13 protein-coding genes are annotated in these 18,192 nt (G+C 74.6%); 7 read left to right on the top strand and 6 right to left on the bottom strand.

Annotated features, from left to right (window positions below):
- Position 1: 1 nt before the first annotated feature.
- On the bottom strand, positions 2–2,467 hold the full coding sequence (locus BUE45_RS13975) for a sensor histidine kinase (protein WP_084737226.1): 2,466 nt from the start codon (positions 2,465–2,467) through the stop codon (positions 2–4).
- A gap of 522 nt (positions 2,468–2,989) precedes the next feature.
- On the opposite strand from BUE45_RS13975, the gene BUE45_RS13970 reads away from it, so the two are divergent.
- Positions 2,990–4,063: an antibiotic resistance protein VanZ gene (locus BUE45_RS13970; RefSeq protein ID WP_073379751.1), complete on the top strand. Its 1,074-nt coding sequence runs from the start codon at positions 2,990–2,992 to the stop codon at positions 4,061–4,063.
- Here the strand turns inward: BUE45_RS13970 and BUE45_RS13965 are convergent.
- Positions 4,060–4,476, bottom strand: a complete 417-nt coding sequence (locus tag BUE45_RS13965; protein WP_073379750.1) for a DUF3592 domain-containing protein — start codon at positions 4,474–4,476, stop codon at positions 4,060–4,062. The genes BUE45_RS13970 and BUE45_RS13965 overlap by 4 nt on opposite strands.
- 13 nt (positions 4,477–4,489) lie before the next feature.
- A complete protein-coding gene (locus BUE45_RS13960) occupies positions 4,490–4,660 on the bottom strand; it encodes a hypothetical protein (protein ID WP_378663970.1) in 171 nt (56 codons plus the stop codon).
- Between the two features lie 390 nt (positions 4,661–5,050).
- Here BUE45_RS13960 and BUE45_RS13955 point away from each other — a divergent pair, with 390 nt between their 5' ends.
- Complete coding sequence (locus tag BUE45_RS13955) at positions 5,051–5,827, top strand: endonuclease V (protein ID WP_073379749.1); 777 nt, start codon at positions 5,051–5,053, stop codon at positions 5,825–5,827.
- An 85-nt stretch (positions 5,828–5,912) separates the two neighbouring features.
- Here BUE45_RS13955 and BUE45_RS13950 read toward each other — a convergent pair whose 3' ends face one another.
- The gene (locus BUE45_RS13950) at positions 5,913–7,352 is read right to left on the bottom strand and encodes a GuaB1 family IMP dehydrogenase-related protein (protein ID WP_073379748.1); all 1,440 of its coding nucleotides are present in this window, start codon (positions 7,350–7,352) and stop codon (positions 5,913–5,915) included.
- Between the two features lie 229 nt (positions 7,353–7,581).
- On the opposite strand from BUE45_RS13950, the gene BUE45_RS13945 reads away from it, so the two are divergent.
- Positions 7,582–8,520, top strand: a complete 939-nt coding sequence (locus BUE45_RS13945) for a CDP-alcohol phosphatidyltransferase family protein (protein ID WP_073379747.1) — start codon at positions 7,582–7,584, stop codon at positions 8,518–8,520.
- A 72-nt stretch (positions 8,521–8,592) separates the two neighbouring features.
- Here the strand turns inward: BUE45_RS13945 and BUE45_RS13940 are convergent, their stop codons facing one another.
- On the bottom strand, positions 8,593–9,738 hold the full coding sequence (locus BUE45_RS13940) for an acyltransferase family protein (protein ID WP_073379746.1): 1,146 nt from the start codon (positions 9,736–9,738) through the stop codon (positions 8,593–8,595).
- Positions 9,739–10,291: 553 nt separating this feature from the next.
- On the opposite strand from BUE45_RS13940, the gene BUE45_RS13935 reads away from it, so the two are divergent.
- Both BUE45_RS13935 and BUE45_RS13930 read left to right on the top strand, forming a co-directional pair.
- Positions 10,292–11,995, top strand: a complete 1,704-nt coding sequence (locus BUE45_RS13935) for an amidohydrolase (protein ID WP_073379874.1) — start codon at positions 10,292–10,294, stop codon at positions 11,993–11,995.
- A gap of 87 nt (positions 11,996–12,082) precedes the next feature.
- Complete coding sequence (locus tag BUE45_RS13930; RefSeq protein ID WP_073379873.1) at positions 12,083–12,805, top strand: M48 family metallopeptidase; 723 nt, start codon at positions 12,083–12,085, stop codon at positions 12,803–12,805.
- A 3-nt stretch (positions 12,806–12,808) separates the two neighbouring features.
- On the opposite strand, the gene BUE45_RS13925 is transcribed toward BUE45_RS13930, so the two are convergent.
- Positions 12,809–14,959, bottom strand: coding sequence for an elongation factor G-like protein EF-G2 (locus BUE45_RS13925; protein WP_073379745.1), 2,151 nt, complete (start codon positions 14,957–14,959; stop codon positions 12,809–12,811).
- Between the two features lie 179 nt (positions 14,960–15,138).
- Here BUE45_RS13925 and BUE45_RS33365 point away from each other — a divergent pair, with 179 nt between their 5' ends.
- Positions 15,139–17,286 carry a CPBP family glutamic-type intramembrane protease gene (locus BUE45_RS33365; RefSeq protein WP_073379744.1) on the top strand — a complete coding sequence of 716 codons (2,148 nt, stop codon included), beginning with the start codon at positions 15,139–15,141 and terminating at the stop codon, positions 17,284–17,286.
- Positions 17,287–17,398: 112 nt separating this feature from the next.
- Complete coding sequence (locus tag BUE45_RS13915) at positions 17,399–18,178, top strand: alpha/beta hydrolase (RefSeq protein ID WP_073379743.1); 780 nt, start codon at positions 17,399–17,401, stop codon at positions 18,176–18,178.
- Positions 18,179–18,192: the final 14 nt, after the last annotated feature.

Genomic DNA, 18,192 nt, shown 5'->3' with positions numbered 1-18,192 from the left:
GTCACTCGTCCTTGTCGGTCTCGTGGGTCTGCTGCCTGCCTTCGCGCCGGCCGCGGTCCGTCCCCTGCTGGAACGCGGTCATGTTCCGGCGCAGGCGCGCCAGCCGCTCGGCGCCGCCCGCGCCGGGGGCCGGCGCTCCGCCGGAGGCCCCGTCGCCCGGTGCGGGCACGGGGTCGGCGGCGAGCTGCGGAGCCAGGTTCTGCTGGGGGCGCCGCTTGGGCAGGGAGGGCCGTCCGCCGCCCGCCTCGACCCGCTCGGGCCCGGCGTCCGCGGCCCCCGGGGCCGCGTCGGCGGCGGGGCGGCGGGTGGGCAGGGGCGGGCGGGCGTCGTCGAGGACGTCGGCGCCGTGGACGTGCGCGGGCGCCGTCCCGTCGGCGGGCGGGGAGGCGCCGGCCTCCGCGGGCCCGCCCGGGGCCGGGGCGGGCGGGGGCCCGTCCTCCCCCGGCACCGGGGCCGGCGCGGCCCCCGACTCCAGGGCGCCGCCGGGGGCGTAGTCGATGATCTCGCGCACCTCCCAGATGTCGCCGTCCTGCTCCTGGGCGGCGGGGAGCGAGGTGCGCTCGCCGGTGATGATCTCGTGCGGCAGCAGCACGATCGCCTGCACGCCGCCGTACGGCGAGGTGCGCAGGTGCACCTTGATGCCGTGCCGGTGCGCCAGGTGGGAGACCACGAACAGGCCCAGGCGCATCTTCTCGTTGAGGCGCATGACGTCGAACTCGGGCGGGTCGGCCAGCAGGGTGTTGGCGGAGCGCAGCTCCTCCTCGGACATGCCCAGGCCGCGGTCCTCGATCTCGATCGTCACACCGTTGGGCACGTCCTCGCTGCTCAGCCTCACCTGGGTGTGCGGGGGCGAGAACATGGAGGCGTTGTCGACCAGTTCCGCGACCAGGTGGATGACGTCGGCGACGGCCGGGCCGTTGAGGTGCACGCGGGCGATGCGCTCGCGCTTGACCCGGGTGTAGTCGCCGGACTCGGAGATGGCGCCGCGCAGCACGTCGATGAGCGGCATCGGCCGGTGCCAGGTCCGCCCGGGGGCCTCGCCGCCGAGGATGAGCAGGTTCTCGGCGTTGCGGCGGGAGCGGGTGGCCAGGTGGTCGAGCTTGAACAGCTGGGCGAGCTGCTCGGGGTCCTCCTGCTCGCGCTCCATCTTGTCCAGCAGGCGCAACTGGCGGTGGACCAGGGTCTGGCTGCGGTGGGCGATGTTGAGGAACACGCGGTTGATGCCCTGGCGCAGCTCCGCCTGCTGGACCGCCTCGTCGACCGCGGCGCGCTGGGCGGTGTTGAAGGCCCCGGCCACGTCGCCGATCTCGTCGTCGCTGGCGGCCATGAGCGGCAGCATCGCCTCGGTGTCCACCCGCTCCCCGCGGTGGAGCCGGTCCATGAGCTCGGGCAGCCGCTTCTCCGCGAGGTCGTTGGCGTCGTCGCGCAGGCGGACCAGGCGGCCGGTCAGCGACCGGGACGAGCGGCGGGCCAGCAGGAAGGCGACGGTGAACACGGCCGCGACGCCCAGGCTCCCGCCGACGGCGACGAGCACGGCCCGGTTCGCCTGGTCGCGGGTGATCTCCGCGGCGTACTGCGCCTCGTCGGCGCCGATGGCGGTGAACTCGCCCAGCACGTAGGCGTGGTCGGCGGCCCAGTCGTCCCCGTTCACCGGCATCGAGAGGTCCTCGACGTCGGTCACGGCGAGGGTGACCGGGTCCGTGACGGTCTCGGTCGTGATGCGCCGCTCGACGATCCGCGCCTCCATCTCGGTGAGCCGCTCGAACTCGGGGCCGGCGAGCACCGCCTCGTAGCGCTCCTGCTGGCCCGGCCCGGAGAGGTAGGGGCCGTTGGCCTCCAGCAGGTGGCGGTAGGAGCCGACGAGTTCGGCGAAGGCGAGCTGGTCCTCCCAGGTGAGCTCGTCGTTGGAGAAGGCCTGCGCGAGCTGGGCGTCCGCGCGGGCGAACAGGTCGACGGCGCGGAACATGTACACGGCGCTGAAGCCGGGGTCGACGGCCGCCGCCTCGACGCCGGTCCGGGCGTGGCCGTCGAACGTGTCGGCACCGTGCAGGACCAGCTCGTTGTAGTACTCCAGCGCCTCGCCGCGGGGGATGGACCCCTCGTCCACGGCCGCGCGGATCTCGTCGATCCGCCCGTACTCCTCGTGGAGCATGGTGATGTGGTGGCCGGACTCGCCGGGCGCGAAGTCGACGAACCCGATGAGGTCGCCGATGACCGCGCCGAGGGAGGCGTCGGTGGCCTCCCGCGCCCCGGCCAGGTCGGCCGCCAGCCCGGGGTCGTCGGGGTGCTCGATGAACGCCATGGTGCGCGCGCGCTCGCGCATGGCGTCCACCAGGCCGACGGCGGCGGGGGTGACCATCTCGTCGGTCGCGGAGGCCCGGATCAGCTTCAGCCCGGCGTCGTAGGCCAACACCAGGGTGAGGATCAGCCACAGGGCGAGCAGCGCCGCCGTGGGGATCGTGACCATTGCGCGGATGCGGGACGCGATCGTCCGTCCGCGTTTCGGGGGTACTGCCTGCACGGTTCTCCTGTCGATCCGCATCGGAAGTCTTCTCGGGGTGCGGCATCGGGGGCGCGGTCCCGGCGTGCGCCCGGATGGGGGCGCCGCCGGCCGCGCGGGGCCGCCCGGCCTGCGGGCCGCGTCCGACCGGGGGTGTGCGACGCGGGGCCTACCGCAGGGTAACCACTAACGCGGCATTTCGGCGTCGGGGATCGTATCTCGACGGAGAAACGACGAAATATCCGGGTGGTGGAGGCAGTCTGCCAGGAAGGGGCCGAATGTCCACCGGGTGGGTGGGGACTACTGGGTTTCGCGGCTCTTGGGAGCCAATACCGCGAATGTCACATATTGCAGAGTGAAGTGCAAGGAGTGCTCCGTGTGACGTGATTCGAGAGTGACCATACCGTCTCAAAGCGGAGTTCGGCACCCGGGGAGGTGCCCGGCGTACTACGGTTGCGCCCTGAACAGGGAGCAGGGAGGGCAGCACGCGTGATCCGACCGCTGGGCACCGGGCAGGGCGCCGTGGACGTCGCCGTCGTCGCCGTGCCGCTGATCGCCATCCTCGCCGCCGCGCTCTACCTGCGCGGACAGCACCGGCGCTACGGGCGGCTGCACGGCCGCCCCGGCCGCGCGGGCCTGGCGGCGCTGCTGGCCGGGCTGGCGCTGGCGGCCTACGCGGTCTGGCCCCTGCCCGCCTCCGTCGACGGGCTGTGCTCGCCCGGCGGGGGCCAGGGCCCTGGGGACCGGTACGGACCGGTCCTGGCCTTCGCGGTCCTCCTCCCGGTCGGCTGGCTGGCCCGCGACCGCTTCCGCCGGGGGCCGCTGGTCACCCTGCTCCTGGGGGCCGGCCTGGCCCTGGCCGCCGACGCCGTCCGCGGCACCGGCCTGCTGGGCGTCTACCCCTGCTCCTACGCCGAGGCCTCGCCGCTGTTCGTCGCTCTCGGTACCGCCGGGACGGCGGCCGGCTGGCTGCTCGCCCGCCTCCTGGTGCCGCTGTGGCCGTGGGGCGACACCCGGGGCTGGCCCGGCGCGGTCCCCGACCGGGTCGCCCCCGACCCCGCCCGCCGCGCCCTGGGAACCCTAATCGACCTGGGGCTGTGGTGGTACGGGGCGGGCACCCTCACCGCCGCGCTGACCGCCGCCGGGGTGGTCGGCCCCGGCCCCGCGGGCCAGGCCCGCACCGCCGTGCTGCTGGGGGCCGCCGCCGTCCTGGGGGTGTTCGTGCCGCTGGTGCGCCGGGACCGGTGCACCCCCGGCCGCGCCGCCGTCCGGCTCGCGCTGACCGAGCCCTCCCGGCCCGTCCCGGCCTCCCGGCCGCGGGTGCTCGCGCGCACCGCGCTGCTCACCGCGCCCGCGGTGCTGCTCATCGTGTTCGGACACGCGTGGATCGCGCTCGCCCTCGTGCTGGTGCACGCCAGCGCCGCGCTGGTGCGGCCGGACCGCGTCGGCGTGGTCGACCTGCTCTGCGGGACCCGGGTGCGCACCCGGGCGCTCATCGACGGCTCGCTGCCCTCCCGGCTGGTCCGCTACGCCGAGCCCCGCGAGCCCCTGTCCCCGGTCTAGCTCCGCATGTCCAGGTCGAAGTCCCAGGCCAGGTAGCCCAGGAGCACCCCGGCGGCGAGCAGGATCGCGCCCAGGGTGGCGAACATGCCGCGGACCCAGTGCGACAGCCAGGGCGCCGACACGATCCGGGCCAGCTCCGGGCTGTCCGGGTCGTAGGAGACGGTGACGATCTCACCGGCCCGGGAGGCCGTCCACCCGGTGTTCTCGTGCTCGGCGTGCACCTCGCGGCCGTCCTCGGTGCGGAACTGCACGATCATCCGCGAGGCGGTCGAGGTCTCGTTGTAGCCGATGACACGGCCCTTGGCGCGCACCCCGTGCCGTATCAGGCGCAGTTCGAGCCGGGTGTCCCGGGCGACCACCGCCAGGATGACCAGGCCGGACAGCAGGGGGAGCAGGGGGTACAGCGAGGCCATGTCGGGCGTCCTCTCAGGGGTCTGCGGGGGAGGCGGTCGTCCCCGGGAAGCCGTGGACCGTCAGGGGCAGGGCGGCGCGGATCTCCTCCACCGGCCGTTCCGGCTGGAGGGTACGCCGGTCCGGTGCCGCGGCCACCGCCGCGCCGAACAGCGCGGACCCCGCGAGACCGGTGTCCGGGCTCATCCGCACCATTGTGCCCCCGATCGGCCCCCGAACGCCTCCCGGGCCGGCCCGGGCGCGGTCTCCCGGCCCCGGTCAGCGCCCCGGGCAGGGGTTCGGGGCGCGCATCGGCCGCACGCCCTCCTCCCCGCGAGGGACCGCCGGATCGGCGGCAGCGGATCGGAGCCGCGGCGGGCGGGTGCCCGCGCGCCCGAGGCCGCCCGCCCGGGCGTCGGCCCCGGGCACGGCGCCCGGGCGGCCGATCCCGCGACCCGCCCCGGCCGGCGGTTCCCCGGGCCCGCGGCCGTGACCCCGCGCACAGCGCGCGTGCGGGTCCCCGGCCGCCCGGGTGCTGTTGTATGGGGTGGGAGGGCCCGCCGGGGGCGGGCCGTGTCGGAGAAGGGGAGGCATCGGGTGTCGGACATCGCCGAGCGGGTCGGCCGGATCCTGGACGACCCGGAGAACTGGCCCGACGACCCCAGGGAGGCCGTGGCCCTCCAGCGCCGCATGGCCTCGCGGGTGCGCGAGGAGCCGCTCGACGCGGCGGCGGTGCGCACGGTCGCCGGGCTCGACGTCAGCTACGCCAAGGACGACTCCGCCCTGTCGGCGGCGGCCGTGGTGCTGGACGCGGACACCCTGGAGGTCGTGGAGTCGGTCGCCATCGCCTCCGAGGTGTCCTTCCCCTACATCTCGGGGCTCTTCTCGTTCCGGGAGCTGCCCCCGGTGCTGGAGGCGCTGGGGAGGCTGGAGACCACACCCGACGTCTACCTGTGCGACGGGTTCGGCCTGGCCCACCCGCGCCGCTTCGGGGTCGCCTCCCACCTGGGCGTCCTGCTCGACCTGCCGGTCGTCGGATCGGCCAAGTCCGTCCTGTACGGCAGGCACGCGGTCCCGGGGCGCGAGCGCGGGGAGTGGACCCCCATGGTCGCCGGGCGCTCGGAGGTCGTTCCCGACTCCGCCGCCCTGGCCGCCGACGGCGCCGAGGTGATCGGCCGGGTCGTGCGCACCCGGGCCGGGGTCAAGCCCGTGTACGTCTCCGTCGGGCACCGGGTGGACCTGGAGGGCGCCGCCGGGCTGGTGCTGCGCCTGTCCCCGCGCTACCGCGTTCCCGAGCCGGTCCGCCACGCCGACCGGCTGTGCGGAGAGCACCGCAAGCAGGTCCTGGCCGCCCGCACCGCCGCCGGGGACTGAGGCGGGGCCGGCGCACGCACCGGAGGGGAGGCGCTGCGACGCCTCCCCTCCCGCGTTCGCGTACCGGCCCGGCGACGGGCGCGGCTCACCAGCCGCCGGGCACCGGACGGCCTTCCGCGTAGCCCGCGGAGCTCTGCACGCCCACCACGGCGCGCTCGTGGAACTCCTCCAGCGTGCTCGCGCCCGCGTAGGTCATGGAGCTGCGCACACCCGCGATGATCTGGTCGATCAGGTCCTCGACGCCGGGGCGCTCGGGGTCCAGGTACATGCGGCCGGTGGAGATGCCCTCCTCGAACAGCGCCTTGCGGGCCCGCTCGAACGGCGAGTCGTCGGCGGTGCGCAGCCGGACCGCGCGCGCCGAGGCCATGCCGAAGCTCTCCTTGTACTGGCGGCCCTCGGCGTCGCGCATGACGTCGCCGGGCGACTCGTAGGTGCCCGCGAACCACGACCCGATCATCACGTTGGACGCGCCCGCGGCCAGCGCCAGGGCCACGTCGCGCGGATGGCGCACACCGCCGTCCGCCCACACGTGCCCGCCCAGCTCGCGCGCGGCCCGCGCGCACTCCAGCACCGCCGAGAACTGGGGGCGGCCCACCGCGGTCATCATCCGCGTGGTGCACATCGCACCCGGCCCCACACCGACCTTGACGATGTCGGCGCCCGCCTCGATGAGGTCGCGGGTGCCCTGGGCGGTGACGATGTTGCCCGCCACGATCGGCACCGACGGGGACAGCCCCCGCACCTTGCCGATCGCGGTGACCATCTTCTCCTGGTGGCCGTGCGCGGTGTCGATGACCAGGGTGTCCACCCCGGCGGCCAGCAGCTCGGCGGCCCGGCCCGCGACGTCGCCGTTGATGCCCACGGCCGCGGCCACCCGCAGGCGGCCCGCCGTGTCCACGGCCGGCCGGTACAGGGTGGAGCGCAGCGCCCCGGTCCGGGTGAGCACGCCCACCAGGGAGCCCCGACCGTCCACCACCGGGGCCAGCCGGTGCCGGGAGTCGTGCAGCACCGCGAACGCCGCCTCCGGGTCGGTGTCGGCCGGGATGGTCACCAGCTCTGTGGACATGACGTCGCGCAGCTGGGAGAACCGGTCGACCCCCGCGCAGTCGGCGTCGGTGACCACGCCGACCGGGCGGCGCTCCTCGTCGACGACGATCACGGCGTTGTGGGCCCGCTTGGGCAGCAGGTTGAGGGCGTCGCCCACGGTGCTGCCCGGGTTCAGGGTGATGGCGGTGTCGTGCACCAGGTGGCGCCGCTTGGTCCAGGAGACGACGTCGGCGACCACGTCCAGCGGGATGTCCTGCGGGATGACCGCGACACCTCCGCGCCGGGCCACGGTCTCGGCCATCCTGCGGCCGGCCACCGCCGTCATGTTGGCCACCACGAGCGGAACGGTCGTCCCGGTGCCGTCCTGGGAGGACAGGTCCACGCTGAGCCGCGAGCCCACGGCGCTGCGGTTCGGGACCATGAAGACGTCGCTGTACGTCAGGTCCTGCTGGGGTGCCTGGTCATGGAGAAAACGCAATGCCCCTACCTCGGTCGAGACCGAAGGGGGTGGACCATCCGGTGCCAGCGCACACGGCCGCCTGTTGATCCCCCTCTTACCGGTCAAGTATGCCGTCACCGATTGGCTCGGACGACCCCCGATCTGCCATGATGACTCGATTCCCGCTGACACGGCCCCTCCCCCCGGCCCCGGCAGACCGATGTCGCAGGGCGCGGGCGCAGGCTGTCGCTTCCCTGGAGACACACGCATGCCGCGTTTCACGTTCGCACAGGTGAAGGAAGAGACCTACAAGGCGAAAGACGCCTGGTGGACCGTCTTCCTGGTCGATCCGCTCGCCGGACGACTGGTGGTGTGGACCGCCAACCGCACCGACATCACCCCCAACCAGCTGACCCTGGGCGCGGGGGTCCTCGGCCTGCTGTCGGCCGTGTCCTTCCTCATGCCGGCGACGGGGACCGGCGCGGACTGGGCCTGGCTGGTGGCCGGCGCCCTGCTGTTCCACCTCAGCTTCGTGCTGGACTGCATGGACGGCAAGATCGCCCGGCTCAAGGGCACCGGGACCGTCTTCGGCAGCTGGGTCGACTTCGTGTTCGACCGCATCCGGTTCTTCGGCTGTGTCATGGCGCTGCTGGTCGGCCAGTGGATGGTGACCGGCCACGCCGTCTACCTGCTCGCCGCCCCGGTCATCGTCTTCTTCGACCTGCTGCGCTACCTCAACGGCTCCCAGATCGCCAAGACCCGCCGCGGGATGCGCCGGACCCTGGCCGAGCTGGCCGGCGACACCGACCGACTGCGCGCCGACGCCGCCTCCGCGGTCCTGGACGACGCCAGCCCCGAGGACGACTCGGTGGCCGAGCCCCGGGCCGACGCGCCCGCGCCGAGCGGCGTCTACGGCCGGGTCCGCGACTTCCTGCTGACCCACCGCGTGCGGCCGCACCTGTTCAGCGGCATCGAGTACGAGATGTTCCTGTGCGTGGTCGCCCCGGTCACGGTGCTGGTCTCCCTCTTCACCCCGCTGAACAGCCTCATCATCCCGATCGCCGTGTTCTCCGTACTGGCCCTGGGCTTCTTCGAGGTCGTCCTCGTGGGCAGGCTGTGGAAGGACACCCGCCGCTTCGAGGTGCGCCGCCGCGAGCTGATCGCCGCCGGTGCCGTCGCGCAGGGGGCCCCGGCCGGCGGCAGCTGAGCCGCCGGGGGAGCGGAAGGGGCGGTGCGCCGAACGCGCACCGCCCCTTCGCCTTCGTGTCGTGACCGGGGGTCAGACCCCCGCTGCCGTCTTCTCCCTGGTGCCGCCCCCGTCGGGGCCGCCCTCGGCCGCCGGGGGCTCCTCGCGCTTGAGGAACCAGGACATCTGCGGCTCCACCGCCCAGCGCATCGCCGCCCGCACCCACGGGGAGCACAGCAGCAGCGTGGTCGCCAGGGCCACCGCGACGGTGGCGACGGCGCCGAGCGGGGTGTCCATGACGTCGTACCAGGGCGACGCCTTGAAGAGGATGAACACCACCGAGTGCCCCAGGTACACGTACAGCGTGTAGAGCCCCAGGGACGTGAACCAGGTCCGCCGCTTGGGGGTCAGGGCCAGGAAGGCGAAGGTCATCGCCAGGGCCAGGCCCATGAACGCCAGGCGGATGCCCAGGCTGGGGATCAGCGGGTCGATGTCCCGGTCGGTCAGGCTGTCCCGCCAGAACAGCCAGTCGCGGCTGAGGCGGTCGGAGATGGGCACCGCCAGCACAGCGGTGGTGCCCAGCACGGCCAGCGAGACCAGGCGCACCCACAGCTTGTCCAGCCACGCGAAGTGCTCGCGGCGCAGGCTCAGGCCCAGCACGAAGAAGGGCAGGAAGCTGACCACGCGGCCCAGCGACAGCGTGTCGCTGAGGCTGGTGGTGGCGGCGAACAGCGAGATGGCGAAGGCGATGAGGACCGGCGCGCGCAGCCGCTTCCACACCGGGACGCTCAGCCTCCACAGGAACAGCGCGACGAGGAACCACAGGGTCCAGGTCGGCTTGAGGAGCGACAGGGAGTCGCCCAGCCCGCCGCGCTCGACGGTGTAGATGGACTGGTGGATCGTCCAGAAGATCAGGTACGGGACCGCGACGGTCAGGACCAGCTTCTCCACCCGGTTGGACGACCCGTCGAAGGACCTCGACAGATACCCGCTGATCATGATGAACGCGGGCATGTGGAAGAAGTAGATCCAGTAGTACAGGGCGCTGACGGCCGTGATGTCGCGCAGCGGCTCGATCGCGTGGCCGACGACGACGAGGACGATCAGGAGGAACTTGGCGTTGTCCAGGCGGGCGTCGCGGTACGGGGCCTTGGCGGCCGCCCCGGCCGCCGCGCCGTGCTCCGCCGGTGCGGGGGAGCCGGGCCCGGGCTGCGCACGGTCGGTTTCCGGTCTGGTCATGGATGAGGCCACGAGTGGACTCCGGGATCGGTGGACGTCTCAGGACTGTGGGTGTTCCCCCCATGGCTCCGGGTAATCGAAAGAATCCGGTCGCCGTGGTTTTTCTGGGGGTCGGTGCCGCGTGGCGCGCGAGGGGGAGGCACCGGGAGGTCGGATGAATCTCTTGTGCTGCGTTACCTTACTGTGATGTAAGGGAGTGTGCCAGCGGTTCACGGCATTAGGCGGAAACTTCTCCCGAATCTTCCCGGCACCGCGGTGCGGTGGGGGAGTGGGGGGACCCGTGTGGCGTGTGAGCACGTTTCGGGTGTGGGGACGCCGTTCCGTGTGCAGACCTTAACCCATCCGCGTCGCCGCGCCGCACCCCGGGAGCACGGCGGTGGTGCGGACCGGCGCGAACATGTCAGTGTGGGGGCGTGGCGGTCGCGCCGATAGGCTGTGCCGTCAGGTGGCGCCCGCCGGGCGCGACAAGCCCGGTCGAGCAACAAGAAGGCGGTGGAATGCCGTGCCGCACGCGGTGGACCCGAACCGTGCAGCCCAGCACGGGGGCGTGGTCATGCGACTCCTCGACGAGCTCTTCCCTCTCGTGGAGGGGTTCTACGTCGATCTCCACAAGAACCCGGAACTCTCCCACGCGGAGTACCGCACCGCCAGCGGCGTCGCCGAGTGGCTGACCCGCACCGGCTACGAGGTCCACAAGGGCGTCGGCGGCACCGGGGTCGTGGGCGTCTTGCGCAACGGCCCCGGCCCCACGGTCATGCTCCGCGCCGACATGGACGCGCTCCCCGTGGAGGAGAAGACCGGGCTGCCCTACGCCAGCACCTCCCGCACCACCGACGGCGACGGGGCGGACGTGCCCGTCATGCACGCCTGCGGCCACGACGCCCACACGGCCTGCCTGGTCGGCGCCGCCGACCTCCTGTCGGAGACCCGCGAGGAGTGGTCCGGCACCGTGATGATCGTCGCCCAACCGGGTGAGGAGACCCTCGACGGCGCGCAGAAGATGCTCGCCGACGGGCTCTTCGAGCGTTTCGGCCGCCCCGACGTCGTACTGGGCCAGCACCTGGGCCCCCAGCCCGCCGGGCTCATCTCCCACCGCGCCGGGGTCATCCTCGGCTCCTCCGCCTCCTACCGGGTCCGGGTCCACGGCGAGGGCGGGCACGCCTCCCAGCCCCACACCGCGGTCGACCCGGTGCTCATCGCGGCCAACATCGTCACGCGCCTCCAGGGCGTGGTCTCCCGCGAGGTCAGCCCCAGCGAGATGGCCGTCCTCACCGTCGGCCGCATCCACGCCGGGACCAAGGCCAACATCATCCCCGACGAGGCCTACCTGGAGATCAACACCCGCTCCCTCAACGACGCCGTCGCCACCCGGCTCGAAGAGTCCATCGAGCGCATCGTGCGCGCCGAGGCCGCGGCCTCCGGCGCCGTCCGCGAGCCCGAGATCGAGCGGTTCCAGGGCGCCGGCGTCACCCGCAACGACCCCGACACCGTCTCCGCGGTCGCCTCCGCCCACCGCGCCTACTTCGGCGACCAGTACGTCATCCACCTGCCCGACCCGTCCCCGTCCACCGAGGACTTCGGGTACTTCGGGCTGCCCGACGACCCGCGGCCCATCCCGTACGTGTTCTGGTTCGTCGGGGCCACCCCGCACGACGTGTGGGACGCCGCCCCCGGCGACACGCCCTACGAGAAGCTCGGGAACGTCCCCAGCAACCACTCCCCGTTCTTCGCGCCCGCCCGCGAGCCCGCCCTGCGGGCCGGGCTGGCCGCCCTCACCGTCGCGGCCCTGTCCTACCTGGGCAGCGACCGGGAGGGTGCGCCCGCGCCGTCCGGCTCGGTCTTCCCCGGGCCCGCCCCGGAGGACGTCCCGGCGCCCGCGGACGCGGGCGGCGCCCACGACGCGCCCGCCGCCGACCCGCCCTCCGGGCCCCAGGACGCCGGCGACTACAACGACGCCTACGACAGCGCCTTCCTGGCGTCGGGCTGGGACGCGCCCAAGGCGGCCGACTCCACCCACGACGCCGACATGGGCGCCGTGTTCAACTCCCAGGACGAGGAGCTGCGCGAGGAGTGGCGCAGCGAGAAGGTCGAGGAGTCGACCCTCTCGGCGGACATGGCCGCGTTCCTGGACGAGGAGGACGAGCCCCGGCGGCCCCCGGCCGGACCCGCGTTCGGAGGTCCGCCGCCGCAGGGCAGCGCCCACCACGCGCCGCCCCCCGGGCCCGACGAGGACCGGCCCGGCTCCGAGTACCGCTGATCTCCGGTGGGGGTGCTCCCCCGCCGCTGGGGGGACCCCGGGACCGTCCGCTCGCTGCGGCACCCCCGGGAGGTCCCGCTGCTGGCGATGTGCGTCGGGGTGACCCTGTTCGCGGTGGTGGGCGCGGTCAGCCGCGCCTACTCCGGCGATCCCAACGAACCGCTGCTGCTCCTGAGCATCCCCGCCCTGGTGTACTTCGTCCGCGGCCAGCTGTACGCGCGCCAGCGTGTCAACGGGGTGCGCATCACCGAGGCGCAGTTCCCCGAGGTGCACCGGATGGTGGCCGACGCGGCGCGGGCGTTCGGGATGCGGCGGGTCCCCGAGGCCTACGTCGTGCTCGGCAACGGGGTGATCAACGCCTTCGCGTCCGGGCACGGGTCGCGTCGCTACGTCGCCCTCAACAGCGACCTGTTCGAGGTGGGGGTGCGGTCGGGGGACCACGACGCGCTGCGGTTCTTCATCGGCCACGAGGTCGGGCACATCGCCGCCGGGCACACGTCGTTCTGGCGGCAGTTCGGGATCTCCGTCGCCAACGTCATCCCCGGGGTGGGCAGCACCCTGGGGCGGGCCCAGGAGTACACCGCCGACAACCACGCGTACGCGTTCTGCCCCGAGGGGATGCAGGGCTTCCGGGTCATGGCGGCGGGCAAGTACCTGTACCCCGCCGTCGACTTCCAGGACATCGCCGACCGGGCCCGCACCGACACCGGGTTCTTCGTGCTCCTGGTCAACCTCCTGTCCAGCCACCCCGTGAACACGTTCCGCTTCGCCGCCCTGGCCGACCGGGGGCGGCCCGGGCGGATCCTGTGAGCCTCAGGCCCCGCCGCGCTGCCGGGGCAGTCCGGCCGCCATCCTCGGCGGCAGCGGCTCGTGGCGCAGGTAGCGGCGGGTGAACGCGCCCGTTCCGTGCGACAGCGAGCGCAGCTCCACGGCGTAGCGGGTGATCTCCAGCTCCGGGACCTCCGCCCGGATCACGGCCCGCCCGCCGGGGGAGGGCTCGGAGCCCACCACCCGGCCGCGCCGCGCCGACAGGTCGCTCATGACCGTTCCCAGCAGCTCGCCGTCGACCTCGACCTCCACCGCGTCCACCGGCTCCAGCACCGCCAGCTCCGCGGTGGCGGCCGCGTCCCGCAGCGCGAGCCGGGCCGCCTTCTGGAACGCCATGTCGGAGGAGTCCACCGAGTGCGCCTTGCCGTCGTAGAGCGTCACCCGGATGTCCACCAGGGGATGGCCGGTGTCGACGCCGTCGGCCATCTGGGCGCGCACGCCCTTCTCCACGGACGGGATGAACTGACGCGGTACCGCCCCGCCCACGATCCCGTCCACGAACTCCAGGCCGGCCCCCGACTCCAGGGGCTCCACCCTGATGCGGCAGATGCCGAACTCGCCGTGCCCGCCGCTCTGCTTGACGTTGCGGCCCAGCCCCTCGGCCGGGCAGGAGAAGGTGGCGCGCAGCGGGACCCGCACCTCGGAGGTCTCCACCCGCACGCCGAACCGGTGCTCCAGCCGGTCCAGGGCCGCGTCCAGGTGCGCCTCGCCCAGCGTCCACAGCACCATCTGGCGGGTCTCCGCGTTGACCTCGACCCGCAGCGACGGGTCCTCGGCCACGAGCCCGGCCACCGCGTGGGACAGCTTGTCCTCGTCGGAGGAGGTCGCGGCGGCGATGGCCACGGGCAGCAGCGGTTCGGGGAAGCGCCACGGCGCCACCCGCAGCGGGCGCTCCGGCGAGGAGACCGTGTCGCCGGTACGGGCGTCCGGCAGCCTGGCCACCAGGCAGACGTCGCCGGCGCCCACCGCGCCCACGGGGCGGCCGCCCCGGCCCACCGGCACCGACAGGGCGCCCGCGCGGCCGTCGCGCCCGGAGGTGTCCGGCTCGTCCGATCCGGTCGGCCCCGACGGGACGCCGTGGCCGTGCAGGTGGACCACCGAGTCCGGGGACAGCGTCCCCGAGAACACCCGGACCAGGCCGGTGCGGCCCACGTACGGGTCGCCGGCCGTCGCCAGCACCTCGGCCACCAGCGGGCCGTCCGGGTCGCAGGACAGGCCGCGCACCGGCCGGGTCTGCGGGTCCACCACCTCGGGGAAGGGGCGGCGGGTGGGGTCGGGGCAGGACACCGGGAGCTCGCGCAGCAGTTCGCGCACCCCCACCCCCGTGGTGGTGCCGATCGCCAGCACCGGGTGGAAGCCGCCCGCGGCCACGGCCTTCTGGAGGTCGGCGATGAGCAGGTCCGGGTCGAGCACCCCGCCCTCCGTGTAGCGCTCCATGAGGACCTCGTCCTCGCTCTCGGTGATGACCTCCTCCACGAGGATCTCGCGCAGGGCCGCGGCCCGGTCGCTCAGGTTCTCCGGCGGGGTGTGCCCCTCGCGCGAGTCGTAGTCGTGGTAGCGCTCGGAGACCAGGCCCCACAGCCCGGTCACCCGCCGGTCCTCGCCCGACCCCTCGAAGGCCGGGAGGTAGGCGGCGTGGACGCCGTCGCCGAAGGCCGCGCGGCACTGGGCGACCACGTCCTCGAAGTCGGCGCGGGGGTGGTCGACCTTGGTGACCGCCACCGCCCGCGGCATGCCCACCGCCGCGCACTCCTCCCACAGCGCGCGGGTGCGCCCGTCCACGCCCTCCAGAGCGGAGACGACGAACAGGGCGGCGTCGGCGCCGCGGAGCCCGGCCCGCAGGGCGCCGATGAAGTCCGCGTAGCCCGGGGTGTCCAGCAGGTTCACCTTCACGTCGCCGACCATGACCGGGTTGAGGGTCAGGTGCACCGAGCGCTTCTGGCGGATCTCGACCTCGTCGCGGTCGCTGACGGTGGTGCCCTCCTCCACGCTGCCGGTGCGGTGGAGCGCGCCGGCGGCGTGGAGGAGGGCCTCGACCAGGCTTGTCTTCCCGGCCCCCGCCGGGCCCACCAGCGCGATGTTGCGGATGTGCGCGGGCCCTGCGGCCCTCGGTACGGCTACGGTTCGATCGACCATCCCCACTGCCCTGCCCTTCGGGATCCGTTCGGGGCCACGTCGGGGCGGCGGTCACCGACCTCGGTGTGACCTGTGACACTCACTACGGTCGCTCGTGATCGGGACGACCACAAGGGGTCGGGGGATTCCGGTATCCGGCATGTGCTCTATGACTGGTTTCGGGCCCCTACTATTGCCCCGTGCCATGGTCCGAGACACTTCCTCAGTTCAGCCTCGCGGGGACCCTGCTGACGGTCCTGCTGCTCTTCTTCGCGGCGTTCGGCGAGCCACTCCTCGGCAGGCGGACCTTCGCCTGGCTGTCCCGGCGTCGCGACACCGACGCGAACGCGCTGGTCAGGGTGCACGCCGTGACCATGGGCGTGCACGTGCTGTGGGGCGTGCTGGTGGCGGTCGTGCTGCTCGCCTCCCCGGACCTGGGGGCCTCCGACCTCGGGCTCCGGCTGCCGGACGCCCTGGGGCCGGTGCTGGGCGGAGCGCTGGGCGGGCTGATCGCCCTGGCCGTGCTGTGGGTGCTGGTCAACGGGATGCCGTCGTGGCTCACGTCCCGGCTGCCCCGGCGCGCGCCCCGCAAGCGGGGACGCGGCGGGCGCCGCGCGGCCGCGGACCGGCCTGCGTCCCTGCCCGAGCCCGAACGGGACCGGTGGCTGCTGATCCCCTACACGCGCAACGAGCGCCTGGCCGCGGTGGGGGTCGCCGTCACCGGCGGGCTGTGCGCGGAACTGCTCTACCGGGGACTGTTCATCGGCCTGGTGGCGGGCATGGGCGTCCCGCTGTGGGCGGGTGCGGTCCTGTCGGTGCTGCTCTTCGCGGTGGCCTACCTGTACCAGGGCTGGTGGGGGCTGGTCAGCGCCGGGGCGTCGGGCACGCTGTTCGTGGTGCTGTACCTGGGGACGGGCAGCCTGTGGGTCCCGGTCCTGGTGCACGTGGCGCTGAACCTGCGGTCGCTGGCGTTCCCGCCGGCACGGCTGCGCGAGGAGTCGTACGCCTACGACGACCACGACGCCTACGACGACCATGACGACCACGACGGGGACGACCACGGGGCGGCGGACGGGGGAGCCGGCCCCGGGGACCCCGCTCCCGCCGTCCCCGCGACCCCGCCCCAGGGCCTCCCGGCCCTCGCCGCCGCGCCGACGCACGCCTCCCCGGCCGTGCCGCCGAGCGCTCCCCGAACCGCGGACTCCGCCCCGCCCGCGCCCGGTGCCCCGGTCTCCGCGGAGCCGTTGGGCGGTCTCCGACAGGATGCCGCCGCCTGGAACCCCCCTGCGGGCGCCCCGCCCGCGCCCGGTGCCCCGGTCTCCGCGGAGCCGTTGGGCGGTCCCCGACAGGATGCCGCCGCCTGGGGTTCCCCGGCGGGCGGCCCGCAGGCCCGCGGCGGCGCCCCCTTCGCCCCCGGGCCGGCCGCGGGGCCGTCCCCGTACGGCGGTACGGACCCCTACGGCGGTACGGACCCCGCCCCGTCCCGTCCCGCCGAGCCGCAGGGCCGGGAGGCCTCCCCCTGGGGTCCCGCGGCGGGCGGCCCGCCCGCCCGGCCGCCCGTGGAACCGCCGCCGTGGTCCGACGCCCAGGGGCTCGACGGGCGCCCTCCCGCATCCGCGCGGGGCGCCGAAGCCCCCGGCGGCCCGCGGCCCGGCCCGGGGATCCCTCCGGGGGAACCCCCGTACGGCGGGCCGGACCCCTACCGCCGGGCGGGACCCGCGCCGTGGTCCCCCGAGCAGCGGCCGGGCCCGCGGGCCGGGGCCGCCCCCTGGGGCGACGGCCCGGCACAGGGACCGCCCGCCTCACCGTCCCCCGGGCAGCCCCCGTGGCCCGGCGCCCAGGGGTTCGGTGCGCGGCCTCCCGCGCCCGTGCGGGGCGCGGACTCCTACGGCGGTCCGGAAGCCGGCCGGGGGACCCCGGCCCCGGGGCCGTCCCCGTACGGCGGGCCGGACCCGTACCGCGACGCGGGGCCCGCCCCGTGGTCCTCCGAACCCCGACAGGGGACCGGCCCCTACGGCGCTCCGGCGGACGGCCCTCCCGCCCACGGCGCCGCTTCCTCCGGCCCGCCGCCCCGGGAGGCCGACCCCTACTCCGGGGCCCACGGCCCCGGGCCGCGGGCGGCCCCCCACCCGGACGGGACGGGGTACCCCGGCGGCGCCCACCGGCCGGACGCCCCCGTCTGGGGCCCGCCCGCCCCGGAACCGCGGCGGCAGGGCCCGGAACGGGGCCGCCACGCCACCGGCGGGCCCGACAGCGGCGGTGACCTCCTCGGCGGCGCACCGGAGGAGGACGGGGGCCGCCGGCTCTACCCCGACGAGTGGATCGACCGGCGCTACGGCGAGGACTGACCTCCCCGCGCGACGCCTCCGACCGCGGGCGCGGCGCCTCCGTCGCGCGCGGTCGTGTCCGACACCCCCGGGGAGGGTTTCCGGACGGGGGAGGATCGGGCACGATGGAGGTGTGTCCGATGCCCTTGACCACCCGCAGCTCACGTCGCACCGCTACCGGCTCACCACCGCCGACGGTGTCGGCATCGACTCCGTGCTGCTGCGCGGCGCCCCCGGGCGGACCGCGGCGGTCGTGCTCGCCAACGGCTTCACCGGCAGCCACCGCAGCCCCCACATCCGGGCCATCGCCGAGTCGTTCGGCTCCATCGCCGACGTCATGACCTTCGACTTCCGCGGGCACCACGGCTCCGGGGGCCACAGCACCGTCGGCAACGCCGAGATCCACGACCTGGAGGCCGTGGTCTCCCACCTGCGAGGACTCGGCTACACCTCGATCGCCGCCGTCGGCTTCTCCATGGGGGCCGCCGTCGTCGTGCGCCACGCCGCGGTCTACGGGGGCGTGGCCGCCGCGGTCTCCATCAGCGCGCCCAGCCGCTGGTACTACCGCGGCACCCGCCGCATGCGGCTGATCCACCTGGGGGTGGGCCGCACCGCGGGCCGCTTCTTCCTGCGCAGCTTCCGCAAGGTCCGTGTCACCGACCACAGCTGGCAGGACCGCCCGGCCGAGCCCCGGGAGATCGCCGGGGAGGTCTCTCCCACGCCCCTGCTGGTGGTCCACGGCGAGGCCGACACCTACTTCCCCACCTCACACGCCACCGCCATCTATGAGGCCGCCGCCGAACCCAGGGAACTGTGGCTCGTCCCCGGGATGGGCCACGCGGAGCGGGCCGTCTCCCCGGAGCTGGCGCTGCGGCTGCGCTCGTGGCTGCGGGAGCGCCTCCCCCTCGATTGACGCCATGGGTTAGA

The sequence above is a fragment of the Nocardiopsis flavescens genome (assembly GCF_900141985.1).
GTDB classification, from domain to species: domain Bacteria; phylum Actinomycetota; class Actinomycetes; order Streptosporangiales; family Streptosporangiaceae; genus Nocardiopsis; species Nocardiopsis flavescens.
This window is presented reverse-complemented; position numbering and strand designations above follow the sequence as displayed.

What these genes read in the sequence shown, in the direction of transcription:
- BUE45_RS13975 (WP_084737226.1), bottom strand. Translation starts at nt 2,467, where the DNA reads ATGGTCACGATCCCCACGGCGGCGCTGCTCGCCCTGTGGCTGATCCTC.
- BUE45_RS13960 (WP_378663970.1), bottom strand. Translation starts at nt 4,660, where the DNA reads ATGAGCCCGGACACCGGTCTCGCGGGGTCCGCGCTGTTCGGCGCGGCG.
- BUE45_RS13935 (WP_073379874.1), top strand. Translation starts at nt 10,292, where the DNA reads ATGCGACTCCTCGACGAGCTCTTCCCTCTCGTGGAGGGGTTCTACGTC.
- BUE45_RS13940 (WP_073379746.1), bottom strand. Translation starts at nt 9,738, where the DNA reads ATGACCAGACCGGAAACCGACCGTGCGCAGCCCGGGCCCGGCTCCCCC.
- BUE45_RS13925 (WP_073379745.1), bottom strand. Translation starts at nt 14,959, where the DNA reads ATGGTCGATCGAACCGTAGCCGTACCGAGGGCCGCAGGGCCCGCGCAC.
- BUE45_RS13945 (WP_073379747.1), top strand. Translation starts at nt 7,582, where the DNA reads ATGCCGCGTTTCACGTTCGCACAGGTGAAGGAAGAGACCTACAAGGCG.
- BUE45_RS13965 (WP_073379750.1), bottom strand. Translation starts at nt 4,476, where the DNA reads ATGGCCTCGCTGTACCCCCTGCTCCCCCTGCTGTCCGGCCTGGTCATC.
- BUE45_RS13930 (WP_073379873.1), top strand. Translation starts at nt 12,083, where the DNA reads ATGTGCGTCGGGGTGACCCTGTTCGCGGTGGTGGGCGCGGTCAGCCGC.